Genomic DNA, 22,615 nt, shown 5'->3' with positions numbered 1-22,615 from the left:
GAGCATATGAGCTTCGGTGTTGCAATCGGCACATAGAAGCTACGTCCGCCCAAAGCGGCCATACGCGACGGACGGCTCATGGCCGGACAGCGACCGACCGCCGTCCGGCATGCCTGGTTCAGACTTCAGTCTGTTCGGCCATCTCAAGTGCATCGTCGACCTCAATGCCGAGATATCGGACTGTGCTTTCAAGCTTGGAATGGCCAAGTAACAACTGGACCGCCCTCAGGTTCCTTGTGCGCCGGTAGATGAGCGATGCCTTTGTCCGACGCATGGTATGGGTTCCGTACGCCGTGTCGTCGAGGCCAATCGATGCGATCCAACGATGCACGAGTCGAGCGTACTGACGCGTTGAAAGGTGCGGCGACCCGTGAATCCGGCTCGGGAACAAAAAGTCCGACTGCGACAGTCCGGCGGTCCTGATCCACGCTTCCGCGCTATCCCGGGTCTGCTCGGTAAGCTCGAACTGGACCGGACGCTGCGTTTTCTGCTGCATGACCGTTGCCCGGGATATGACATGTTGGCCGTGGCAAATATCACGCGCTCGTAGCTTGGTCAGATCGCATGCTCTCAACTTGCTGTCGATGGCCAGGTTGAAAATCGCGAGATCACGTGTCCGCGCTGAAAGTTGCAGGCGAATCCGGATGGCTCAGATCTCCTTCAGTTTCAACGGCGGCTTCTGTCCTGTGAACTTGCCCTTGTTCCACGGGACACGCCCCGGTGCATTGATCGCGGTCGTTTCCATGACGTTCTCCTTTCGAATGAAGGGAACGTTAGTCTGCACCGGCTGCCGGTGGTCGCTGCCCGACCCATTGCCGCCATCCGCCGTCGGCAAGATTGTGTCCGCTCTTGCTGGGAATTCTGCCAGCCGTTCGATACGGGACAGTCGTGTTGACGATGACTATGACGTGACTGCGATAGGCCGTCTTCGTTGCATAGTCATTCGTAATGCGCTCAGCGCTACGGCCTCCGAATTGATTCGGTCGATCGCGCGAAGCATCCCATGTGGACGGCGACGGGCTTTTCAATTGTGTGCGCTGGCGCCTTTGGTGCACGCTCAGGGGGGGAGAAATGCAGACGTTCTTTCCGTGCAGCAATCCGGCGTGCGACGAGGGATTGGAAACGCTCAAACATGAGTTTGGCACTCCCTGCCAGCAGTGCGCGTGGTGCCGCGGGACGGGTGGCGACCGGCGCGAGAGCGCCGAGGACGACGACGCCTGTCTTTGACGGCGAGGATCAGCCGTTCAGTTGCGACTCGACGTTGAGGACGATCCGGGCGACCGGGTTGTTGTCGGCGGAATCCGGAGCGAACTTGATCTGGGCGAACGTGACAGCAGCGAAAGCGACGACGACGAGGGCAGTAGATGCGGCGATGCGGGGAATGTATTTCACAGGGACTTCCTTTCGAGGTGTAGGCAGAAACTGGCGAAGCTGACAGGGGGCCGAATCACTTCGGCGCCATGACTGTCGACAACCGGCAAGGCCGCACACGGGGTCCGATCGTGCCTGGCGATCTGAACCGCACTGCAAAAAGAGGGGCGACCCAAACCCAGCCACTATAAAGGTTTTACCCGTGTGTGCAGTGCGACACCCGGTCGCCAGTGGGTGCTTAATTTTTGAGCAGCGTTTCGTGATTGAAAGGTCCATGTAGGCCGTAACGAGCAGTGCGGCACTGTGCTTTAGACCACCATCGGCAATGTGTTAAAAATAGGCTTAACATGGGATACGCACGCCACCAATGGCGCGTAGGAGATTCCATGGACCATTACATTGTGCTAGCCGTGATTCTGCTAGTCGCTTCGATCGCGTTTGCGTCGGTGCTTTATACGGGCACGCACAAACGCCATTGAAGGCCAGTGGTGAGACTTTGCCGCTGGTTCAGGCGGCACGCGAAATCGGACGACCACCAGCCCGCCACGTAAGGCTCCCGGCGGGAACCCGCAAGACCTCCAGGCTAATTGCGCAGCTTGGAGGAGCGTTCCGCCTTCTTCGCAAGGAAGCGCTGGTAGTGCGCCCCCAGGTAGACAGCCTGTTCTGCCGTGGGTGTCTTGCGCAGGCGCGTATGGTCCCCCCGCCAGACGGGCACGTTCTGCCTCGTCGATCGCATCGGAGAAGAGCAGCTCGCCAGTCTCGGGATGGACAGACATAAGGTAGCCGTCGTAGACCTTGTCCAAAGTGCCCGCGAGTAGCAAGCCATTGCTCGTGTCCAGTTTCTCTACATCGGTGCTGTCCGTCCATGGCTTGGCATGACTCGCGACCAGCGCTCTCAAGGTGTAAGCGCCGGTCACTGCGCACTGGCCTTCCCACAGTTCGATCATGTCCTTGCGGCGCCGTTACGTCGCACCTGGCGCTGAGCATGAAGTTTATTGTCTGGCGGCTCGCCCGAACCACCGCCCGAAAGCGATTCCACCGTTTGACAAACTCCGGCGCAAAGCGCCGCACCATGCAGGATCTTCGTGTGCGTGAGCGAGAGACTCCGTTCACCATCGTTTCGACCCGTAGAACTGAATGATTTTGTCACCAGCGCGGCCTTGTGGGGTTGCGATCGGAGCCGTGCATATAGACACATTTAATGTGCTCTACGGCCGGCGCCGACGGCAACGCGAGCCTGTAAGCGAAGTACGGGACCTTCTTGAGGTCCGCGCCTGCTCAAGTGTCGGTGGCAACGAAACCGTTACCGCCCGGCACCCCTCCCTGTGTCGGCTCCGTGCTCGCAGAGCAGCTTTGCATGCGCCAGAGCTAGCAACGTCTCAATTCGCCCCCCTCGCATGGTCGCCCTCGGGCTGGCAGAGTTGATAGGACGACGAGCTTTTAAACTTTCGGCGTATCGCGGTTATGTTTGCAGTAGCTCAGGGCAGGAGGCCGGAGCACAGTAGCGCATCTCCATCGAATGACTGGACTCGGCGGCGCCTGCGTCGTTCGAAGCTGCATGGTGGCTGTCTCTTGATGGCCGACCTCTGCCTGACGCGGTCGGCGGCAGTCGCCCCATTGCCGCCGCTCGGATTGCTCCAAAACGGTCATCCGCGATCGCAGCAGCAATTGCCGGCGCCGGAATGTGGGATCCGAAGCTGGTGCTGGTACAGAAAATAAATCGAACTAAGCTAAGCTACTCTCCTGTCATTCAAACTTGCCGAGAGACTACGGCGGAATGTCGGTGAAAACAGCAGTACCAACACCGACGCTCCGGTATCACGGGAAATGGATATGAATGAGACGAGTCCAGCTGACCACGGACTGCTTTCTTTTGAGGCAACCCTTGCGAAGAGCTTTTTCCTACGTGATGTACCGACGCTGCGGGCCGGCGTGGCGACGCTGGCGCCTCCCGTCATATTTTCGAGGTTGACCAACGACCGCCCTCAGCCAGGTCGCTCACTCGCGCCAAAACCGGAAGAAGCGTTCATCTTTCAGGTACCGCTCATTGCTAACCCTGATCCGGATATTCGTTACTCCGGCAAGCCGACCGCCCGTTCAGCAGACGCTGGCAAGCCTGGCTGGTCTTGTCTGCTGGACTTGCGCGATGGTCCCACACGCCGGCTCGACAAGCCGTTCGACAACATTCGACTCTACATCTCGCAGCGCACGATCGACGAATTCGTGTATCAGAAAGGTCGGCGGCGCATCCACGGGCTGGTGCAGCAGGGCTTCGGTGAATGGGACGCCGTGCTGTTTCACTTTTCGCAGACGTTAGTGCCCATTCTGGAGCGGCCCGGCGAGGTAAATGCGTTACTGGTCGATGCCCTTGCCATCGCGTTTTGCGAGCACGTGGTAGCCCGATATTGCGCAAGCGTCGCTTCAGGACCTGTTCAGCGGCCCAAGCTGGCTCCCTGGCAGATGCAGCGCATTATCGATTTCTTCGAGGCGAACCTGAATGGCAACCCGTCCATTCTCGATCTCGCAAGCCAATGCGATCTTTCCGCGAGCTACTTCGCCGAAGCCTTCAAACAGACAGCCGGGATCTCGCCGCATCAATGGTTACTGAGGCGCAGGATCGATCGCGCGAAATCGCAACTGCGCGGCACGGACGCGAGCCTTGCCGCCATTGCAGCCGACTGTGGCTTTTTTGATCAGAGCCATTTTTCTCGGGTGTTTGTCCGCCTCGTGGGTTGCAGGCCGAAGGATTGGCGGCTATACAACCGCGCCCGCTGACGCATGCGTTGACGCGTTGCCTACCCCAAAGGCTTGCCAGCCCGTGACGCCACGCGCCCATCCGCGTTTTGTCCATCGCGCCGTCGCTTTATCCAAGACCAGGCCGCCTCACGCAGGTACGCTGCAATCACATCGAGCCGGGGAGAAAAATCTTGGATCAGCCGCTTGAAACCGCGTCGGCCAGCATTGTCGGGACGCGTGCCGGCAAACGCAACACACCGATCGTACGTTCGTTCTTCGACGAGGGCACATGCACAGCAAGCTATGTCGTGCACGATCCCGTCACACTAACAGCGGCCATTATCGACTCCGTGCTGGACTTCGATGCGCCTGCAGGCCGGACGTCGACAGGCTCAGCGCAAACAATCGTCGCCTACGTCGAGTCGGAGGGTCTATCGATAGAATGGCTGCTTGAGACCCACGCTCACGCGGACCATCTCACCGCTGCGCCTTTTCTGCAGGCGCAGGTGGGCGGCAAGATCGCCATCGGGCGAGCCATCACGGCCGTCCAGCAGATTTTTGGCGACATTTTCAATGCCGAGCCCGAGTTCAAGCGAGACGGATCGCAATTCGATCACCTGTTTGACGACGGCGAATCGTTCACGATCGGGGCGCTTGAGTGCATCGTGCTTGACGTTCCAGGCCACACGCCGGCGGACGTGGCGTATGTGATCGGCGACGCAGTATTTTGCGGAGACACGCTTTTCATGCCGGACTACGGAACCGCACGAGCAGATTTTCCGGGCGGCGATGCAGGCCAGCTCTATCGCTCGATTCGGCGGCTGCTCAGCTTACCCGACGAAGCGCGGCTGTTTCTTTGTCACGACTACAAGGCTCCGGGACGGGATACCTATGCCTGGGAAACGACCATTGGCGCAGAACGTATGGCGAATGTGCATGCTCGCGAAGGTGTGACAGAAAGCGAGTTCGTCGCCGCACGTCACGCGCGCGATGCAACATTGGCCGTACCGAGACTGATCCTTCCGGCCATCCAGGTGAACATGCGCGGCGGTGCACTGCCGCGCGTGGAAAGCAACGGCCGGCGCTATCTCAGGATTCCGCTCGATACGATCTGATCGGTTGGGCGCGCGCAGCAGCCGTTGGCGTCAGATCGCGAAAGCGCCCGATCCAATAACTCAAAGCGAATACGCGGAGCGTCTCTCGCCCCACCCAGTTGCTCCCATGCACGAACCTCCAGGAGGATCCTGATGAACCCCAAAAAGCTTGCGCCGAACCTCTCGATCAGTCCGCAACTGAGCATTGCCGATATCGGCGAGGCAAAGGCGCGGGGTTTTCTCTCCGTCATCGTCAACCGTCCCGACGCCGAGGAACCGGGGCAGCCCACCGTTGCCGAAATGCGGGAGGCCGCCCGCGCGGCCGGGCTCGGTTTCGCCGCGATTCCCGTTCTGCCCGGAAAAGCCACGATTGAGGACGCCGCGAAGTTCTCGTCCGCGCTGGAGACGTTGGACGGCCCCGTGATCGCGTATTGCCGCACCGGTGTGCGGGCCGCCACGCTGTGGGCGCTATCGGTCGGTGCGTCGATGGAGCCGGACGAACTCCTGCAACGGATCACCGCCGTAGGCTACGACCTGAGCGGGCTACGGCCCCGACTTGAAGCGCTTTACAGAAGCGATCAGGCAAGCGGCGAACAAGATGCTGGCAAACACGGATAGCGCCGCGCCGCGCAATTCATTGTTGCCCAACCCTGACTAGAAAGGAGAAGTTCGAAATGGCACCTACCATCCCCCCCTTGCCGCAATTCGCCGAGCATCGCGTCAAGCGTGACAGCGGTCATGTCTACGTCCGCGACTTCGCCGGCACTGGTCCAGCCTTCGTCGTGCTGCACGGCTTTCCTGACGACTCGCACATCTACGACCTGCTCATACCTCGCCTCGCTTCGGCGGGCCGACGAGTGGTCGCCGTCGACTTCCTCGGCTTCGGCGGGTCCGATAAGCCGGTCGGAGCGCAATATAGTTTCCCACAACAACTGGCAGATCTCGAAGCGGTCGTCGAGGTGCTCAAGCTCGAGCAGATAATTCCCGTCGGCCACGACGCCGGTGGACCCGCAGCCATCAACTTCTCACTGAAGCACCCCGACCGTACGAGCGCGACCGTGGTGATGAATGCCTTCTACGGCGATGCACCAGGCCTGCGGGTGCCTGAACTGATCGAGCTTTTTTCGAACAGGGAATTGCGGAAATTGGCGATGCACTTTCTGCAAAGCCCACAGCAGTTTGCGTGGCTCATTGATTTCCAGCGCAACCTGCTTCAGCACGGCCTGACCGACGAACAGAAAGTGAGCTATTTTGAGTTCCTCGGCCCTGTCATTGACAACAACTTTCGTCAACAGCCGAGCGCAGCCATGGCGTTCGCGCAGATGACGTCCCAGTTGCATGAAGAGGTGGCGGCGAACACGGCTCGGATCGTCGATTTCAGGCGCTCCGAGGTTCCGGTTCATCTCATCTGGGGTAATGCCGACCCTTACCTTCACCTGAGCGTCGCGCAACACATTCAGTCGCAGGGGAAGAACGTCTCACTCCACGTGCTGGATGCGGGGCACTGGCCGCAGATCGACGCCGCCGATGAAGTTGCGCAAATCATGCTCGGCGTGCGCTGAACCGATTTTCGCCGTTCGCTGCGGGCGACCGGCAGAGGTTTTGGGGCGCCCTGAGACCTACTGGAGAGAATATGAAGACTGAAGATTCAGTGGTGTTGATCACAGGGGCGTCCTCTGGCATCGGCGACGCGACCGCACGAACGCTGGCGGGCGCTGGCTACCGCGTCTTCGGCGGCGTTCGCAGACCCGAAGCCGCTGCGACGGTGCCTGGCGTCGAGTACGTCGGAATGGACGTGCGAGACGATGCATCCGTCGTTTTGGCCGTGAGCAAGGTGATTGAGAAAGCCGGGCGAATCGACATTGTGATTAACAACGCTGGCGTTTCGCTGGTTGGCCCTGTCGAAGCCACCAGCGACGCCGAGGCGAAAGCACTGTTCGATGTAAACGTATTCGGTGTGCTGCGCGTCATGAGGGCCGTCTTGCCCTCCATGCGCAGCAATCGCAGTGGCCTCGTCCTTAACATCAGTTCGGTACTCGGCTTCCTGCCTGCTCCGTACATGGGGCTATACGCGAGCAGCAAGCACGCACTGGAAGGTCTTTCGGAGTCGCTCGATCATGAGGTGCGGGTGTTCGGCGTGCGAGTCGTGCTCGTTGAGCCCAGCTTTAGTCGAACGAATCTAGACACGAACGCGACGCAGACCCAGGTCGTAATTGAAGAATACGCTGCCGCTTGCGCCCACAGCGTCAACGCCGTGCGGCAGCAAATCAGCGACGCGCCGCCACCCGACGAGGTCGCAAGAAAAATCCTTTCGATAGTTCGCGGCACGTACCGGCTGAGACAACCTGCGGATGGCCGGGCGAGGGTACTCAGCCTCTTGCGTCGCTTTGCGCCGTTCGGGCAGGTCGACAAAAGTTTGAGGCGGGCGTTTGGACTTCAGGCTTGAGTAAATCCTAGCGCTCCATGTAGCCGCCTTCCAGCGAAGGCGGCTCGGAGCCACCGGAGCGCACCCGCCAACTCAACGAATGGGAGGCGGTCGCAAGTTCAGTCTCACAGCCATCTCGCGCCGCCTTTCTCAGCTCTACTCGCCGATCGTCTCCTGAGAGCGGCTGACTAACGGCATGCCAGCATGGCAATTGCTAACGATCTAGGCGGGGATGTCGAGTGACCGTTCATGGCCGGTGACGGATCGATGACACGCTTGGGCGGCAAAAAAAAATGCCGCCCATACTGGCGCGGCATGTTGTTCTGACTTAGCCAGATTCATCCTGTTGCCAGGCTCGTATTGGCGGCCTGTACTGATGCCGATGGCTACTGGCCGGGCACGATATTGTCCGGGACGTTGAGCACCGCATGAACGTGATCGTCGCCCCGGTGATTAAGCAAATCCCACATGGTCTGCTGCCACCCTCTGTCCTGGCGCACGGTGCTGCCGTCCTGCTTGGTCAGCTCGACACCGGACCAGGTTGGCACAACCTCGGTATCTCGAACGAACCACTGGAATATCTCACTCGCTTGCGTGACATTCCCGTATGTCTTGTCGATCTGCGCGAGCGCATCCTTCTCCTGCAACTCGAAACGGGCGCGCTCCTGCTGCACGCCGGTCTGGTTGCTCCGGGCATCATCCAGCTCCCGCTGCGCCCGCTCGACGGCGGACTGGGCCGCTTCCATCGCGCTTGCGCGGTTGACGATGCCCTGTTTCAGCGCTTCCGGGTCTTTCGGCATATCCGCACCCGACGGCGCGCCATTGGCCTGCGACTGCGCGAGCTGACTCTTGGCATCGGCGAGTTGTTTCTCCAGCTTTTCGGGACTCTGGATGCTCCCGGCGGTCTGGTCGAGGCCTTGGTAATAGCCCTGGTAGTCGTGCTGCGTGTCGATGATCTTCTGCTGACGGAATGCGGCAAGAAGTGCCGAGCCGTTCTTCAGTTCACAACGGTACTCTACGATCACCCGGTTCGTGTCGTCCTTGAATGTGCGCCAGCTATCCTTCTCGCACGAGGCGCGGTTCGAGAGGGCTGTCTCGTAGGTGTGGGTCGAATCTTGCGGAACGGTTGCAGCCTTGACCGTATCGATTTCGGAATGGCCGCAGCCGGTCAGTGCTGTACTCAGGAGCGCCGCTGCGGCAAGCGTGGTGAATTTCATGTTCATCATCAGCGAGAAAGTAATGGAGATTGGCGAGCCACGGCTCATGGAATTGCGCTCGCCAAATAGAGAAAAGCGCAGCAGGCTCGAACAAGCAGCCGCTGCGCAGGGAAGATGCGCCGTAGTACCCCCTTGGATTGCCAAGGCACGAACGGCCAAAGGCTTACTGTGAGAGTCCGATGGTCACGAATTTGGTGTCGGTGTCGAACGTGAGCGGATCGTCGGTTCCGGTCGTACTGTTCACGGTGATATAGGCGTACTTCGTCGTGCCCGATGCTGGATCGGTGTATTTGTAAACCTTGGCACGCTCGACCGAATGGTTCGCCGTATCGGGAATACCATCGGCACTGAGCGCCTGGGCAACGCTGACCGGCGCATCCGTGCCACCACCAATGCCGGTGAACGTGGAGTTGCCGCTCATGAATGTCGTCGTGCCTGATTTTGTGCAGTCCTCATACTCGTCGAAGGTCTTGCCGTTCAGTTCGCTCGGATCGGTCACTTCCGTCAGGTCGCTGGACACGTAAACGTACTGCCCCGGTTGAGCAGCGACGATGCTACCGACACCGTTGGACGTGCAGAGCTGTCCGACACGGTTGCCGAGCAAGCTCAAAACGGCCGTAAATTTCCCGGCATCCGTGAATGAGGTGACGTTGCCGTCCGCATCGATCTTGGCCTTGGCCGTGTACTGGCCGCGATTCGGGTCGGCGATGGCGATCGCGAACGTGCCGTCCAGATTCACGGACGAGCCTATCTGGATTGCCGTGATGCCTGGAGTGGTGAATGCCGTCGCGGCATAGGCGGTCTGCGTCAGCGCCGCGCCACTAGCCGTCTTCGTGGCCGCATCCGACTGCGACAGGCCGGAAGCCGTCAGCGCCGCACCGTAGGTTTCGAGCAGGTTATCGCCTGCGTCGCCCTTTTCAGCCTTGAAGGCCGAATTGACCGGGTTGAACCCGGCGGGCAGCGCCGGCTTGCCCGGCAGGGTCGCCAGTGCTGCCGTCAGTTTGATCAGCGCAGCATTCAGGTTGTCGGTCGTGATGGTGCCGGCCAGGTCGCCGTTCTTCACTCCGTTGAACCAAGCATCCGGGTCCTGCTGGCCGAGCACGCCAACCATAATGTCGGTCAGCGGCGTGATGTTGGTCGTGCCCGAAGCTGCGGCGACCGAATGCAGCACGGAAGCCAGCGCGGAGCCATTGACCTGTCCGCCCGACACTCGGGCAACGCACGGGTAGTCCGTACTCTTGAGCGAGACGTTCCAGCTGCCGTCCGTACCGGTTGTGGTCGAGGTAGTCGTACCCGACGCACATTTCAATTCGACCGAGCCGCCGATGATCGGCGAACCAATTGCCGCCGTACCCGTCGTGTTGACCGAAGCGGATCCGCTACCTGCGGACGGCGAACTTCCGCCTCCGCCGCATGCGGCAAGCGCCGCGCACATGGATGCGCCAAGCGCGAATCCGGTGATTCTCTTGTTGATCTTGTTTTTATTCACTGCGTGGTTCCTTTTCAGGTGGCTGATGAAGGGAGGTTGTCAGGAAAGATATCGGCATTCATCTTTAAAAGTTTAATTTCAACTTTTAAGGTCCTTAAGTTTTCTGGGGTGTAGCCCAACCATTCAGGTTGAATGGAGGGTTCATGGCTCAAGCCGATCAGGAACAGCTCGCCGTGGTAGTTGGCCGGGCGATCGCGAAACATCGCGTGGCAAGCGGCTTTACGCAGGAACAGGTGGCCGAAGCGCTGGGAATCGGCAATGAGGCGGTTTCTCGCATGGAACGGGGGATCGTGATGCCTACCGTGGCGCGACTGGTGGATCTCGCCGATCTGTTTGAGTGCAACGCGGCCGATCTGCTGACGGCAGCCAGCAGCCGCACCAGCGATCAGGCGAAGTACGTCGCCCAGCTTCTGGCGAAGCTCGGTGGAAACGACCGGACGATGGTGGTCGAGATCGTTGAGCGGTTGGCTGGACGACTCGCGAAGCGTTGATGCCGGTCAGTAGTCGTCTGGCGGCAGGATCGTCGTGATCGAACGGTCGGCTTCGGTGATGATCCAGACCTTGCTGCCGCCCGGTATCACGTAGCTCGACAGCAGGCGTTTGCCGGTCAGCAACGCCAGTTCGTTTTCGACGATGTCGTCAGCCTCAAGCTCCCCCAGTCTCCACGCAGATGCCGATCCAGCAAGGCGACCGGCGAAAGCCCGACCTGTTCCAGCATGGACTGTGCAGCGGGTGTGATGACAGTCCTACACATCGGAAACCGGGGGCGATTGTGCGTCTGTCCGCTCATGCTGCGATCCTCGCTCGGTAGGTCACGGCGGGCCACGCTGGATAGCAGCAACGGGCAGTCGGCTGCGGGCGGGAAATGCCGCCCGGTACTACCTCTTCCAGCAATTCGATGGTGGTTTGCGAGCGATTCCATTCGGTGATGACGAGGATACGTGCGCCGTCCGGCAACGGATAGAGCGAGATCAGGCGCAGGCCTGCTTTGATCGACAGGTCGTTTTCACGCCGGTCTTCGTCGGACACGCAGCCCCAGTCGCCAGCGATATGCCGCAGCATGACGCTGATAACGGGAATCTGGCTGGTTTGCAGCTTTGCCTGCGCTTCGGGCGTGATCAATAGCCGGCCCGGACGAAACAGCGGTTTGAGACGGGTGATATTGTTCATGAATGTCTCCAGAAACGGGACGAGCACGGGCCTCCGGCAGAGCCGGATATCGTGATCGCAAGATGAATGGGAAACCGGACGCAGGACGCGCCCGGATTACGGCGTGAGGTGAACGAGTTGGCGGCGCAGCGCAGCGGCTCTGGCTTGCGAGCACCGCAGATGGCGGCGGATGCCGGAAACGGTGGGTTTCAGGATGCCCCCCTGAATGTCGCGGACGAGCTTCGTGAGATCGGTTTCCGGTTCCATCGTAGCGGGGGCAGCGGGCGGTGACTCAGGCGAAACGGCGAGCGTGACCGCCAAAGCCGGTTCTGGTCGTTCTGATGCAATTGGATCGACAGTCTCGTGACGACTGGCAGTTACGTGAGCCGCGCGTGGCAGTGATGCGAGCCACCAGAGCAGGCAGGCCATGCCTTCGAGAATGGCCGCGAAGGTCAGCCCGGCAAGCAGATCGAGCTTCGTTGCAGCCACGTCGAATATCGCCGCGAGCCGCGCCGTGACTGGATCGGCACGGGCCGCACCGATGCGGGTTTCAGTGCGATCCTCGACAGTTTGATCTCGTCGGACTTCACTGGCTTCCGTATTCAGCGCATCAAGTTGAGCCGACAATCCGGCGCGACGCCCGCTCAGTATCGGGCAGTCACCGGTGCAGCGACGGGCATTGGCTTGGGCCAGTTGCGCTGTGACTAATGCACGATCTGCCATGACGGCGGTGAGACTGCGATGTACGGGAGTATTGGCGTCCGGCAATGCCGATACCCGAACGTCGCCAGCGTGCGACTGCGACAGCAGGAAGAACGTCGCGTGCGAATACGATGCCGTAGCCATACAGCTTAGCCAGAGCAGCGTGCCGATGCCGCGCACCGCGAGCGGCGCGGATCGGCACAGTGCCGGCAGTACGTGTGCGCCAGCAACCAGCACGACACCGACCGCGACCCACACGAGCCGTTCCAGCAACCACCCACCGCGCTGCCAGCCGGCCAGCACTGACATACAGATGGCGGTGCCAGTTGCCACGACAGCCAGAATGAGTGCCACGCGACGCGTCATGCCGCTTTCCCGCCGAGCAGCGCAGCACGCTGATCCAGCCGGTCTTTCAGGCTGCGATTGGTCGTTGCGTGGGTATCGTCGTGACCGTCACCGTGACTACCGCCGGCACTAGACTCCGCCGGATAAAATTCTTCGGCGACCGCAGCGCTTTCCTCGATACTGTCCTCGAACGCGCCATTCGCAAATCCGGCGCGTGCTGCGGCATCGAGCGCAGCCTGATCGAATCCTGCCGATTTGCGTCGCGCATCCAGCTCGCGTGCTTCGATGATCGTGGCTTCGAGCGTGCTGCCTGCGCGCACGCCGAGATCGACGTAGTAGATGGCCGAGCGATAGCTCTGCGTCGTGGACTTGCCGCGCAGCTTCAGTTCGAGCGGCAGGCAGGCCAGCAGTCCCCCCGAGACTGCCGCGAAGTAATGCAGACGTGCGGCCAAGGTACGGATTGAGTTATACGAGGTCGTCCTAAACAGGAAGCTCCCCATCTCGTCCTCGTCGCCGATCAGCACATTCAACCGGCCGTAGGGTTTGCAGGCGCCGTTCTGGCCAAAGGTGCAGCCATCCGGTGACGGACACGACAGTTCCTCGATACCGGCATCCGTAGCACGGCGGCAAGTTTCGCCATTGCCGACGCACACCGGCCGGCCAGTCTCACGGTCGAAGCACGAATACTCAGCACGCAGGTTCAGGTCGGGATCGTTGAACAGAAAGCGCACGGGGATCGCGCGCAGTTTGCCGGTCGTAGCCTTGCGTAGTTCTTCGTTGAGCGGATGCAACAGCCACTCCCCGCGCTGTTGCACTTGAGTCGTGATCGTAAACGCGTCGTCCTTCTCGGGGAGGCGCTTGCCATTTTTCTCGACGACGCGGCCTATCGAGATCCTTCCTACGGTTGGGGGCGTAATAGCCAAGCCTTTGAGCATGGAACTCTCCTGTATACGTAAACAGTGGGATGTGAAACGGAAGGGGGAACGGCGGGAACGGAAATCAGACCGACACGAGGAACCGGCGCGTGCCCGGCTTCGTGATCGCGTACTGCGTGGCAAGGTGCGGATGATCGGCAAGCAGTTGTTTGAGATCGACGCCCGTGCCGTCCTTGCTGCGCTTGAACGACACCGACCCCGTCTCGAACTGCGCGCGGTCGGCCTCTCGCATGGCTTGCGCGATGGTTTGTTTCAGCTTGGCTTCGACAGCCTGACGCGCTTCGATCTCGGTCCGCACGGCGACCAGATCGGCGAAGGCCGACGACAGTCGGCGATCATCGGTGAAATCGACCGTACCACCAGTGCCGGGGTACAGACAGCGTAGTGCGCGATCTGCCGATTCCGAGCCGTCCGCTGGCGGTGGCGTATCGGTTTCGACGTACCGCCAGAACGCCGCTTCCAGTTCAACCAACCGCGCGATAAGCGCGTCGTCGCGCTCGATGCGATGCACGTCCAGCTTCTGGCCGCAGAGCAACACGGCCACATCGACTGCCTGCTTGCCAGTCACGGCCAACTGATGCATCACCTGCAACTGCACGTATTCGGGAACGCCGTCTCGCCAGAGGCGCGCACCGAACTCGCCGGCTGTCTTGCATTCGAGCAACTGCACGCCAGGCACGCCGACTACCTCACGGTCCAGATTAGCGAGCATCCACGGTATAGTCGGATGCCGAAGCACAGCGTTGACCCGCCTGACCCGGTTGCCAGTCTGCTTTGTGTAGGATGCAGCGACGATGGGCTCTAGAATTGTTCCCCAGAAGACAGGCTCAGTCGTATCGTCCGGATCGGGTTTCGGCAGAGTCGTGTCACGATCGGTTTTCGTTAGCCACAGTTCCAGTTGACTCTGATACGGACTCAGGCCAACCGCAGCAGCGGCATCCGACGCGCCGATCCCGGATTTCCTCACCTGAAGCCAGTCCTCGCGCCGCATGTCCTTCGTCTCGACGAGCCGCAACGCAGGCCGATTGCTGTGATGCGGCAGAGGTTCAGGTAACGACATATTCACCTCCATCAATGAAAATGCCCGGCGGGGAGACCCGGCCGGGCATGTATGGGGAAAACGACATGGATTCAGGAGACGAGTTTCATGGCCTCTTCGAATGCTTTCTGCTTAATGGTGGCGCCTGTACCAAACCAAGCGGCGTCCTGACGGTTGTCGTCACTACGCGCGCGGCGATGATGATCGACAAATTCGGTTACGCTGTTTAGTAGACCAAATGCCGTGCCGGTTGCAGAGGCCATGTCGGCCCCTTTGCCACGCCCTGCGAACAGTTCCTGTACCGCTTTAATGGCCCGGTCGTTGGTGGCAGGAACGGATGCGCCGCTTTCCGTAGACGTGTAGGTCAGCACGCGCCGATAGAAAGCTTCGGCAGCGGTGCCGTTGACCTTGCATTCGGACAGGGCTTTCATCCGTGCCATGAAGCCGTCCCATGACGAGATGGCGATGCCGAGCTGGCATTTGACGGCCTGAGCATCGAACTGGCTGCGATGGGGGACTTTCACCGCGCCCGTGCTGTCACCCAATGCGATAGCGAGCGTGTTGTTACATACGACCCGCACGGAGGTGAACTGGGCTGTCGTAGAGAGGCTGCCGTCACATGCGGTCGCGAGCAGCAGATAGCCGAGGACTTCATCGCGGCCCTTGAGCATGGCGCTTTGCCCGGTCTTCGCGAGTGCCCACAGCTTCTTGCCGTCTTTCAGCACGCCAGCAGTCTCCAGTTCGTAGCCTCCCACGTCGACCAGCTCGCGGTAGAACTCGAGAATGGATTGGGGCTGCACAACCTGATAGCGGGACGAGACGACGGACAGCGGAGCCTTGGTATCCGAGCGGTACAACACCTTCTGTTCGGGAAACGCATGAATCGAGCCGAGGCTGGAGCCGGAGCTACCGGAGACGAATCGCACCTCGGTTTCCTCGATAGACCAGTTCATGCCAGCCTGCTTCGCCCAGACTTCGATAGGCTGTTTCGGGGCGAGCCGGTTGCCCAGTCCGTGCCACGGGGTTTCGTTGACATACGCCATGGATTGCACCAAATGCATGAAATACTCCTGATAGGAACAAGAAACAGAAAGCAGAAATGCCTACAGCCCCGAAGGGCTGTAGGCATTGCGCAGGGAAATTGGAAAAGCGAAGGAGCCGTCAGGCGTCAGGCCACGTGCTGCTGGCCGAAGGAATGGCCGCACGCCAGACATTCAAAATTGTCAAGGAGAGTGTCGTCAATCTGTCCGCCGAGAGCGCCCCCGGCGGCACAGCCCGCAGCTCCACCGAATAGGGCGCCCAAGAGGCCCCCGGCCAATCCACCAAAGATGGAGCCGACGGGGCCGGCAATCAGACCGAGGGTTGCACCGGCTTCTGCACCACCCAGTGCAGCGGCCGCGCTCCCGAAAGCCCCGGCTGCGGTTCCGATGGCTCCTCCAACCTTGCGAGCGGTATCGTGAGTGGTAATGTGTTGCGAACCGCAGCGGGGACAAGTATGCGAATGTGCCATATATCAGCCTCATGAAGATTCAGGGCAAGCAGCGTTGCCAAGGCATTCCGAATGGATGCTCAATGAGGTGATATATGCGTGAGATTTTCTCCGATCCGGGTGTCGTGCGGACGTCTACAAGCTGCCTCGCCTGTGGATGTTATGTCTCTTTATCTGCCGAATCGGCGTCAGCTGGAATGGACGTGCAGCGCCCACGCTTTCAAAATGGGGAGGCTGCGTTGGGTTCCGTCAGCATGTTTCACCAGGGAGCTTCGGCCTGCGCACGGCATGAAGTCTGGATGCATGACTGCAATCAGTAGCTTCGAAACATTGCAACGTGCCATCTTGGCAAACTCGGGGCGTTATACTTGTCGCGTAAGTGGTAGACCAATAACTAATACGCATCATTCTCATGGCCGAAACGCAAAACATTGGGGAAGTTGCCACCAAGATATCGGAAGATATTTTTGAATATTTTCGGTGGAATATTCATCCTGCGACAAACAAAAATTTCACGTGCACAAACGATGAGCACAAGACCGCAGGCGGAGGGAAAAAGCTAACGCATCCGACTGACGTCGTTTTCTATTACGATGATCCCTATCTCGGTCGAAAAATCTATCTCAATACCGATCTGAAAAGCTACGGCCAGTCGTCGATCACGCCGACGAGTCTACGAACTGCGCTCAAATCACTGGCGTTGTCCGTCGAATGTGCAAGCGTTTCGGAGGAGTGGCGAAAGCGGCATGTGATGGACCCATCGGAACAGTGTGACGTGCGGGGTTTGCTCTTTGTCCACAACCACGATCACGATTTCAAGCATGAATTCACAGATACGTTGAGGAAGATAGACCTCTCAGCTCTTCCTATTGCCAAAAACACGTATCTGCACGTCCTCGGTCCGCAGGATATCAATCGCCTCTATTCGGTCGCCAACGATCTCAGCAAGCTGCTTCAACGCAAAGACCTGTCCGAGGACTACACGTTCTACTACCCTGACCTGGTTCTCTGGCGGCGGCAAGGCGATGTCTGGGGACAGGCGGCCACGGTGGAGACACTGACCGCCCCATATGCTGTCATAAAGCATAGCGGGACGGACAAAGTGCGGGCGGGCTATGTCGTGTATTACAACCGCCCAGGAACAAGCGTGATGGAGTTCGAGTATTTTCTGGATAGCCTATCACGCTTACAACTGCTGGATATCGAGTCACACGTTCGCGTGCGTGTTTGCCACAAAATGCCGGACGATGAAATCCAGAGCAATTTTCTGGTTGCGAAGAATCGATATAGCAAAGCGTGGGGTTTCGATCCTGCCAGGGCCGCCGTCCTCGACGCAATCAAGCTCGAACATATCGTCGCAGTGACCGACAACTACTCACCCGCAAAACTGGGGTGGCGAGAAGGAGACGGCAAATGAAAAAGCCCGCGCATGGCCCTTCGATCTATTACGCTACCGATAAGAACGTTTTTGATGCGCTTAGTCAGTATCGCGTCGATCTGCCGACAGTCCGACAGCTTTTTGCGGATCGAAACGTCCTTGTATCGAAACACACTGATAAGTCAGAACTTGCGAGGTATTTCAGCCGCCTTGTGCATGACTTTCAGGATCACGAGCGTATCGCTGGCCGCCTTGGCGTAGCATCGCGGCGGGAAAAAGTGACCGCTCTAGAGATTGCAACGCCACTGAAGGTCGATCAGATCGAGTCGGCGATTGCTGCTGTTAAGGCCGAACTGGAGCGCGATGGCGATGTTGTGCAAGTAACAAAAAACGGTGATGACGTCACGGTCGTGGTTCAGTATTCAGTCGTCGACTACGCAAAGACGGAATTCAAGCAGGTGCAGCATCGGGACGGGGTCGTTCAGTTTCTTAAGGAAGGGGGCAGCTATATTGTTCGCAACTCCCAGAACGACTATGTAAACAATGTGCGAGAGGCTTTCCTTGCCTCTGTCGAGAAGCGAAATTCACTGACGCTTGAGCGTCGGGTCGTGTCTCTCTATGACGTTGTTGTCCCAAGCCTTCGCAGTGAATTCTTCTACAAGCTGATTCACGGCCTTGAGGGAATGGGAAAGTACGACGTGACCGAGCTATATGTCTATCGGAGCACGCCGGACGAGCAAGTGACTGACGACGAAATCTCCGACGACGATACGGCCGTGAGTGACGGCAGTGGGGACAGTCGAATCGAACGGATCGCGCTTCGGGGTAAGGGGGTAGAACAGTCAGACGAGCTTCGCGACATTATTAGCAAGTCGGCCGATTTTTATACTATCCGGACTGTCTGGATGGTAAGGGAAGCGATGGGCGAGGGGCATGTCTTTGAACTCGACGCGCATTTCGATAATCCGAGAGACTGCACTGGATTTTCATATCTGGTACGCGGCGTATACCCTTGCGAGGACGGGCTCGTGACTCGGAAGCGTCGTAGTCCGCGTCCGGACGAGGTGGCGCGGCTCTCCTCTCTGATTGAAAAGGCATCGAAGAAGTACGCTGACGAAATCTGGGCAAAGTCGACAACTCCGAAGGCTTGAGATTATGACTCTGCGATTCAAATGGTACAAGCTGTCGCTGCCGATCAGTTTGCCCAGTTTAGTGGCGGCTCTTTTGGCGTCGCCCCTAACTTCCGAATCCGAGTGCGGATTCCGAGCGCGCTCGTCAGATGAACCTGGCGTCCGCGTTCGCTTCGCATGGCGGTCAACGGTCTCGGCGATTGCGTTCGACGACGACGGCAATCCTATGACACAAGCCGTCTCCACCGTAAGCTTTGTCGATCTCAAATTTTTCACACGCGGAAACGCTACGTTTTTGCGTGTCGATAATCCTGGCAAGTCCGTTCGGATGCTGATGAACGAGTTAGGGCGGGTCGCCGGCTACGGCTTCTCAATTCAGCCAATTTTGTTCAGCGACGCAGAGCCACCGCCGTTTTTTTCAGAGTTCGATCAAATTCGCCTCGTAGGTCTGAAGCTTATTAATGTCGTGTTTGATCGACATGTAGTCGGACGTGTTGAGCTGGCTTCGAAGGAGGGGATAGACCTTCAGTCGGTCTGGGATACAACAGGCAAGGCCTATGTGGTCGATACGGCCGTGTACGAGGTTATGGCGCAGATGATTCGAGGTCAATTGTCTTTTAGCAAAAGTGGCCTTGTGAAGGTGACAGACCGACTGGCGCCACAGTTCCTTCATTTGTTCGAGAACGCGATAGAGGAGATGACTGACCGTTCTCAGAAGGCGGGTCACGACGGCAGTGATGCCTAATCACTCTTCCTCGCCGGCTCGCTGCGTCGAGGAGCTTTCCCCTTCCCTGTCGTTATCGAGGTATAGGTCGAAGCTGTCTGTCGCAGCGGGGGGCAGAAAATGGAAGGGTATGAGCGGAATTTCTCCGGCTGACACTGCTGCTCAGTAGCCGCGGTGACCGGGCGCGTCAGCCATATTGGAGCTCGATGGGGGCGCCGTATTGTATTTGGCCTCGCTGTAGTGTCGGGATAAGCAGATGTTGCATGACAGACTGCGAGGCATTGCTGCTGCGCGGACGTATTTGCACACGAGAAGAGGGGGAAAGCAATGGCACTGGGGCGAGTCGAGCGCATCCTGATTCTGGCGAAGACCTACCCTTCGCCAAGCGCGCAGTACGTAGAAACCTCATGCGTCGCGGGCATCGCTCAGAGCGGCGCAATGCGGCGCCTGTTCCCGGTGCCATTCCGAATGGTCGAGGACGGGCAGCAGTTCAGGAAGTGGCAGTGGATTGACGTGCGCATCGAAAAGGCTACAAAGGATCACCGGCCCGAGAGCCACAAGGTCTATGTCGACACAATCAATTGCGGCAATGTGATCGAGCCCAAGAAAGAGTGGTCGTCGCGGTGGGAGTGGTTAGACAAGATACCTGCGTTTGGTAGCTTTGATGCCATCGACGCGGCGAGGCTTGCAGATGGATTATCGCTCGCACTCCTGCGTCCGAAGCGGTTACTCGGCCTCGACATAATCAAGGCCCGCAACCCGGATTGGACGGATGATGAGCGGGAGAAGCTGCTGCAAGAACAGATGCAGGGCAATCTCTTTTCTGAGGCGGAAGAGCGCAAGCAGGTGAAGCAGCTTCGCAAGGTGCCGTTCGACTTCTACTACCGATACGTCTGTGATACGCCGGACGGCGAGAAGGAGCATAAGCACAAGATCGTCGACTGGGAAGCGGGAGCGCTCTTCTGGAAATGCCGCGAAAGCCATCGTAGTGAGTGGGAGAAGCCGTTCCGCGCCAAGCTGGAGGAAGATCTGGGTAGCAAGGAGCTGATGTTCTTGATGGGTAACCAGCATCGGTTTCAGGACCAGTGGCTGATCATCAGTCTGATCTACCCGCCTAAGCGCAAGCCAGCTGACGACCGGCAAGGCGCGCTGTTTTAGTGTTCGCGCTGGAGATGTGTTCGACGTCAGCACCGCAGTGCTCCCGCACTGCATTGGCGACCATTGAGCGGTGGCAGAAATTGAAGTCAGCCTCGTAGCAGAGCAGGGCGCAGTTCGACGAACTCACCAGGCCGGACAGGTCTGCGATAGCTGCCGTCTGTGTCTTCAGATACTTGAGGAATCCGCCGGTGTAGCGCTTCCAGTTGCCGTCCTCCCGGTAGCGATCGCGTACGGGCTTGGGACAGCCGAGATTGACCATATGGACATATTCCAAGCCGGAGAGGTTCAGCACACTGGCTAACGCTTTCTTTGAGAAGCCGGGCTTGCGCGACAGAGGCAGCTCGCGGATGTCCACAATGGTCTCAACGCCGTGCTCTGTGAGCAGGGACATGAACGTGTCGATGTCCAGTCCTTCGTAGCCTATGGTGAAAACAGTCATCGGTGTCCCCTCAAGGCGGTCGTGAATGCAGGAAGCGAGTGGTTGGCGATGCCGGACAGCGTAGGTGATCTGTTGTAAGTCCGCTTCTCGGCGAACTCTTCGATATATTTTTGCTGCCACGCATGTGACAGCATTTTGCCGGAAGGCAGATTGATCGATATGGATTGATGCCGACCCAAAATGCCTACACGGTGCCTACATGAGCCCGTAAACGGACAAAGGGTTACAGGCGTAAGGCCTGTAACCCTTTGATTTTCTTGGTAGGCCGTACGGGATTCGAACCTGTGACCAACGGATTAAAAGTCCGCTGCTCTACCAGCTGAGCTAACGACCCAAAAGAGAAGCGAGATTATAGCGATGGAGGGGCGCACATGTCAACCTGCCGCGCCCCCGGTGCGCCAAAGAGAAAAGCCCGGAGCACTGGGTGCTCCGGGCTTTTCAGCGAGAGGCGCGCGTCGCATGACACAGATACCGATACTACGCGCTGTACTGCGAGCAGCTGTCTTTACTTGATCTGCGACAGCTTGCTTTGAGCCGACTGCGCCACGTCCGAGCTGCCGTATTGCGCGACGATCTGCTCCAGGGTCTTGCGGGCGGCTGCCTTCTGTCCCTGTTCGAGCTGATTGTTTGCAATCGCGAGCAGCGCTTCAGGCGCACGCGGATGCTGCGGGTAATTCTTCACGACGCCTTGCCACGTCGCCGTCGAGCCCTTGTAATCGCGCAATGCATATTGCGCGTTGCCGAGCCAGTACTGCGCGGTCGGCTGATAGGGGCTCTGCGGATACTTCGCGATGAACGCGCGGAACGACGCAGCCGCGTTCTTGAAATCGCCGCTGCGGAACTGCTGCGAGGCGGCGTTGAACGCGTCTGTTTCACCCGGCTGCACCACACCCTGCACGCCATCGACTGTCTGCTGCTGCGGCTCGAACTTCTTCAGCCGGCCATCGAGGTCGGTGTAGTAGTCCTTCTGCTGCTTCTGCACAGTCGCGAGCTGATTGGCCATGTCCTCATTCTGTCCACGCAGCGTAGCGACCTGCTGGTTCAGCTGGTCGAGACGGTTGGACTGATCGAGGATCGTGCGCTGTGCTGCGGACAACTGACTCGACAGGCTGTCGGTCTTGGTACGCAGATCGAGGATCGCCTGACGGGCCTGATCGTCGTCAAACATGCCAGCGTGCGCCGGTCCGGCCATCAAGGCCGTCCCCGCGACGCAGGCCGCTGCGGTAACCCGCAGCCAGGAGAAACGATGCGTCATTCTGCTCATCATCCGTTACTGTTGGTACACGAGGTCTGCGCGGCGGTTCTGCGCCCACGACGATTCGTCGTGACCCGTTGCCTGCGGCTTTTCCTTGCCGAGACTCACAGCTTCCATCTGCGAATCAGGCACGCCCAGCAGCGACAGCGAACGACGCACAGCTTCAGCACGCTTCTGGCCGAGTGCCAGGTTGTACTCGCTCGTGCCGCGTTCGTCGGTGTTGCCCTGGATCAGCACGTGACGCTCCGGATGGCTCTTCAGGTATTGCGCGTGCTGGCCCAGCAGCGACTGGTAGTCGTCCTTGACCGAGTAGCTGTCGAAGTCGAAATAGATGCTGCGCTTGGCGAGCGGGCTGTTCGGATCGTTCAGCGGATCGACGTTCACCTGGGCAACCGCGTTCGGGTTCGGTTGAGTGCTGACCGCGCCCCCCTTGTTGGCGTTTTCATCGAGCTTCACGCCCGAATGACAGGCGGCAAGCGCGCCGAGCATCAATACAGCAAATGCGATACGAAGTTTGGACATCATTTTTTACTCTCCTTG

Annotated in this window: 21 protein-coding genes, 1 tRNA gene and 3 pseudogenes; 10 read left to right on the top strand and 15 right to left on the bottom strand. The window is 59.1% G+C overall.

Features of this window, described 5'->3' with window-relative positions; translation table 11 throughout:
* Window positions 1-118: 118 nt before the first annotated feature.
* The 4 genes and pseudogenes from LPA37_RS11480 to LPA37_RS27970 all read right to left on the bottom strand — a co-directional run.
* Window positions 119-745: pseudogene (locus LPA37_RS11480) on the bottom strand (tyrosine-type recombinase/integrase).
* Window positions 746-1,236: 491 nt separating this feature from the next.
* Complete coding sequence (locus LPA37_RS11475) at window positions 1,237-1,392, bottom strand: hypothetical protein (RefSeq protein WP_176954120.1); 156 nt, start codon at window positions 1,390-1,392, stop codon at window positions 1,237-1,239.
* Window positions 1,393-2,150: 758 nt separating this feature from the next.
* Window positions 2,151-2,318 (bottom strand): annotated as a pseudogene (locus LPA37_RS27895) (HNH endonuclease); the annotation flags it as partial.
* Window positions 2,311-2,482 (bottom strand): annotated as a pseudogene (locus LPA37_RS27970) (IS6 family transposase); the annotation flags it as partial. The pseudogenes LPA37_RS27895 and LPA37_RS27970, both read right to left, overlap by 8 nt.
* 722 nt (window positions 2,483-3,204) lie before the next feature.
* On the opposite strand from LPA37_RS27970, the gene LPA37_RS11470 reads away from it, so the two are divergent.
* The 5 genes from LPA37_RS11470 (at window position 3,205) to LPA37_RS11450 (ending at window position 7,647) form a co-directional block, all read left to right on the top strand.
* Window positions 3,205-4,146, top strand: a complete 942-nt coding sequence (locus LPA37_RS11470; RefSeq protein WP_229012599.1) for a helix-turn-helix transcriptional regulator — start codon at window positions 3,205-3,207, stop codon at window positions 4,144-4,146.
* 185 nt (window positions 4,147-4,331) lie between these two features.
* Window positions 4,332-5,222, top strand: coding sequence for an MBL fold metallo-hydrolase (locus LPA37_RS11465; RefSeq protein WP_229012600.1), 891 nt, complete (start codon window positions 4,332-4,334; stop codon window positions 5,220-5,222).
* A 132-nt stretch (window positions 5,223-5,354) separates the two neighbouring features.
* A complete protein-coding gene (locus LPA37_RS11460) occupies window positions 5,355-5,819 on the top strand; it encodes a TIGR01244 family sulfur transferase (RefSeq protein WP_229012598.1) in 465 nt (154 codons plus the stop codon).
* A 56-nt stretch (window positions 5,820-5,875) separates the two neighbouring features.
* Window positions 5,876-6,763: an alpha/beta fold hydrolase gene (locus LPA37_RS11455; protein ID WP_229012597.1), complete on the top strand. Its 888-nt coding sequence runs from the start codon at window positions 5,876-5,878 to the stop codon at window positions 6,761-6,763.
* 71 nt (window positions 6,764-6,834) lie between these two features.
* The gene (locus LPA37_RS11450; protein WP_229012596.1) at window positions 6,835-7,647 is read left to right on the top strand and encodes an oxidoreductase; all 813 of its coding nucleotides are present in this window, start codon (window positions 6,835-6,837) and stop codon (window positions 7,645-7,647) included.
* A gap of 365 nt (window positions 7,648-8,012) precedes the next feature.
* On the opposite strand, the gene LPA37_RS11445 is transcribed toward LPA37_RS11450, so the two are convergent.
* Window positions 8,013-8,891, bottom strand: a complete 879-nt coding sequence (locus tag LPA37_RS11445) for a hypothetical protein (RefSeq protein WP_229012595.1) — start codon at window positions 8,889-8,891, stop codon at window positions 8,013-8,015.
* A gap of 115 nt (window positions 8,892-9,006) precedes the next feature.
* Complete coding sequence (locus LPA37_RS11440) at window positions 9,007-10,332, bottom strand: hypothetical protein (RefSeq protein WP_229012594.1); 1,326 nt, start codon at window positions 10,330-10,332, stop codon at window positions 9,007-9,009.
* A gap of 143 nt (window positions 10,333-10,475) precedes the next feature.
* On the opposite strand from LPA37_RS11440, the gene LPA37_RS11435 reads away from it, so the two are divergent.
* Window positions 10,476-10,823 carry a helix-turn-helix domain-containing protein gene (locus tag LPA37_RS11435; protein WP_229012593.1) on the top strand — a complete coding sequence of 116 codons (348 nt, stop codon included), beginning with the start codon at window positions 10,476-10,478 and terminating at the stop codon, window positions 10,821-10,823.
* A gap of 295 nt (window positions 10,824-11,118) precedes the next feature.
* Here LPA37_RS11435 and LPA37_RS11425 read toward each other — a convergent pair whose 3' ends face one another.
* The 5 genes from LPA37_RS11425 to LPA37_RS11405 form a co-directional block, all read right to left on the bottom strand.
* The gene (locus LPA37_RS11425) at window positions 11,119-11,502 is read right to left on the bottom strand and encodes a hypothetical protein (protein WP_229012592.1); all 384 of its coding nucleotides are present in this window, start codon (window positions 11,500-11,502) and stop codon (window positions 11,119-11,121) included.
* Window positions 11,503-11,598: 96 nt separating this feature from the next.
* On the bottom strand, window positions 11,599-12,549 hold the full coding sequence (locus LPA37_RS11420; RefSeq protein WP_229012591.1) for a hypothetical protein: 951 nt from the start codon (window positions 12,547-12,549) through the stop codon (window positions 11,599-11,601).
* Entirely contained in the window at window positions 12,546-13,463 is a 918-nt protein-coding gene (locus LPA37_RS11415; protein ID WP_229012590.1) for a recombination directionality factor, read from the bottom strand. The genes LPA37_RS11420 and LPA37_RS11415 overlap by 4 nt, the downstream gene beginning before the upstream one ends.
* Before the next feature lie 64 nt (window positions 13,464-13,527).
* Window positions 13,528-14,523: a YqaJ viral recombinase family nuclease gene (locus tag LPA37_RS11410; protein WP_229012589.1), complete on the bottom strand. Its 996-nt coding sequence runs from the start codon at window positions 14,521-14,523 to the stop codon at window positions 13,528-13,530.
* A 71-nt stretch (window positions 14,524-14,594) separates the two neighbouring features.
* Window positions 14,595-15,563, bottom strand: a complete 969-nt coding sequence (locus tag LPA37_RS11405; RefSeq protein WP_229012588.1) for a DUF932 domain-containing protein — start codon at window positions 15,561-15,563, stop codon at window positions 14,595-14,597.
* An 840-nt stretch (window positions 15,564-16,403) separates the two neighbouring features.
* Here LPA37_RS11405 and LPA37_RS11400 point away from each other — a divergent pair.
* From LPA37_RS11400 to LPA37_RS11385, 4 genes are all read left to right on the top strand, one after another.
* On the top strand, window positions 16,404-17,408 hold the full coding sequence (locus LPA37_RS11400) for a hypothetical protein (protein ID WP_229012587.1): 1,005 nt from the start codon (window positions 16,404-16,406) through the stop codon (window positions 17,406-17,408).
* Window positions 17,405-18,520, top strand: a complete 1,116-nt coding sequence (locus tag LPA37_RS11395) for a hypothetical protein (protein WP_229012586.1) — start codon at window positions 17,405-17,407, stop codon at window positions 18,518-18,520. Before LPA37_RS11400 ends, LPA37_RS11395 begins: the two co-directional genes overlap by 4 nt.
* 4 nt (window positions 18,521-18,524) lie before the next feature.
* Complete coding sequence (locus tag LPA37_RS11390) at window positions 18,525-19,244, top strand: hypothetical protein (protein ID WP_229012585.1); 720 nt, start codon at window positions 18,525-18,527, stop codon at window positions 19,242-19,244.
* Between the two features lie 306 nt (window positions 19,245-19,550).
* On the top strand, window positions 19,551-20,381 hold the full coding sequence (locus tag LPA37_RS11385) for a hypothetical protein (RefSeq protein ID WP_229012584.1): 831 nt from the start codon (window positions 19,551-19,553) through the stop codon (window positions 20,379-20,381).
* Here LPA37_RS11385 and LPA37_RS11380 read toward each other — a convergent pair.
* The 4 genes from LPA37_RS11380 to pal all read right to left on the bottom strand — a co-directional run bounded on the left by LPA37_RS11380 (window position 20,338) and on the right by pal (window position 22,600).
* Window positions 20,338-20,820: a DUF488 domain-containing protein gene (locus LPA37_RS11380; RefSeq protein WP_229012583.1), complete on the bottom strand. Its 483-nt coding sequence runs from the start codon at window positions 20,818-20,820 to the stop codon at window positions 20,338-20,340. The two genes, LPA37_RS11385 and LPA37_RS11380, sit on opposite strands and share 44 nt — an antisense overlap.
* A 258-nt stretch (window positions 20,821-21,078) precedes the next feature.
* A tRNA-Lys gene (locus LPA37_RS11375) sits at window positions 21,079-21,154 on the bottom strand.
* A gap of 171 nt (window positions 21,155-21,325) precedes the next feature.
* A complete protein-coding gene (gene ybgF / locus LPA37_RS11370; protein ID WP_228974968.1) occupies window positions 21,326-22,075 on the bottom strand; it encodes a tol-pal system protein YbgF in 750 nt (249 codons plus the stop codon).
* A 15-nt stretch (window positions 22,076-22,090) separates the two neighbouring features.
* Entirely contained in the window at window positions 22,091-22,600 is a 510-nt protein-coding gene (gene pal / locus LPA37_RS11365; RefSeq protein WP_090532324.1) for a peptidoglycan-associated lipoprotein Pal, read from the bottom strand.
* Window positions 22,601-22,615 lie beyond the last annotated feature (15 nt).

It is taken from the genome of Paraburkholderia gardini (assembly GCF_907164545.1).
In the GTDB taxonomy this organism is placed as follows: Bacteria; Pseudomonadota; Gammaproteobacteria; order Burkholderiales; family Burkholderiaceae; genus Paraburkholderia; species Paraburkholderia gardini.
This window is presented reverse-complemented; position numbering and strand designations above follow the sequence as displayed.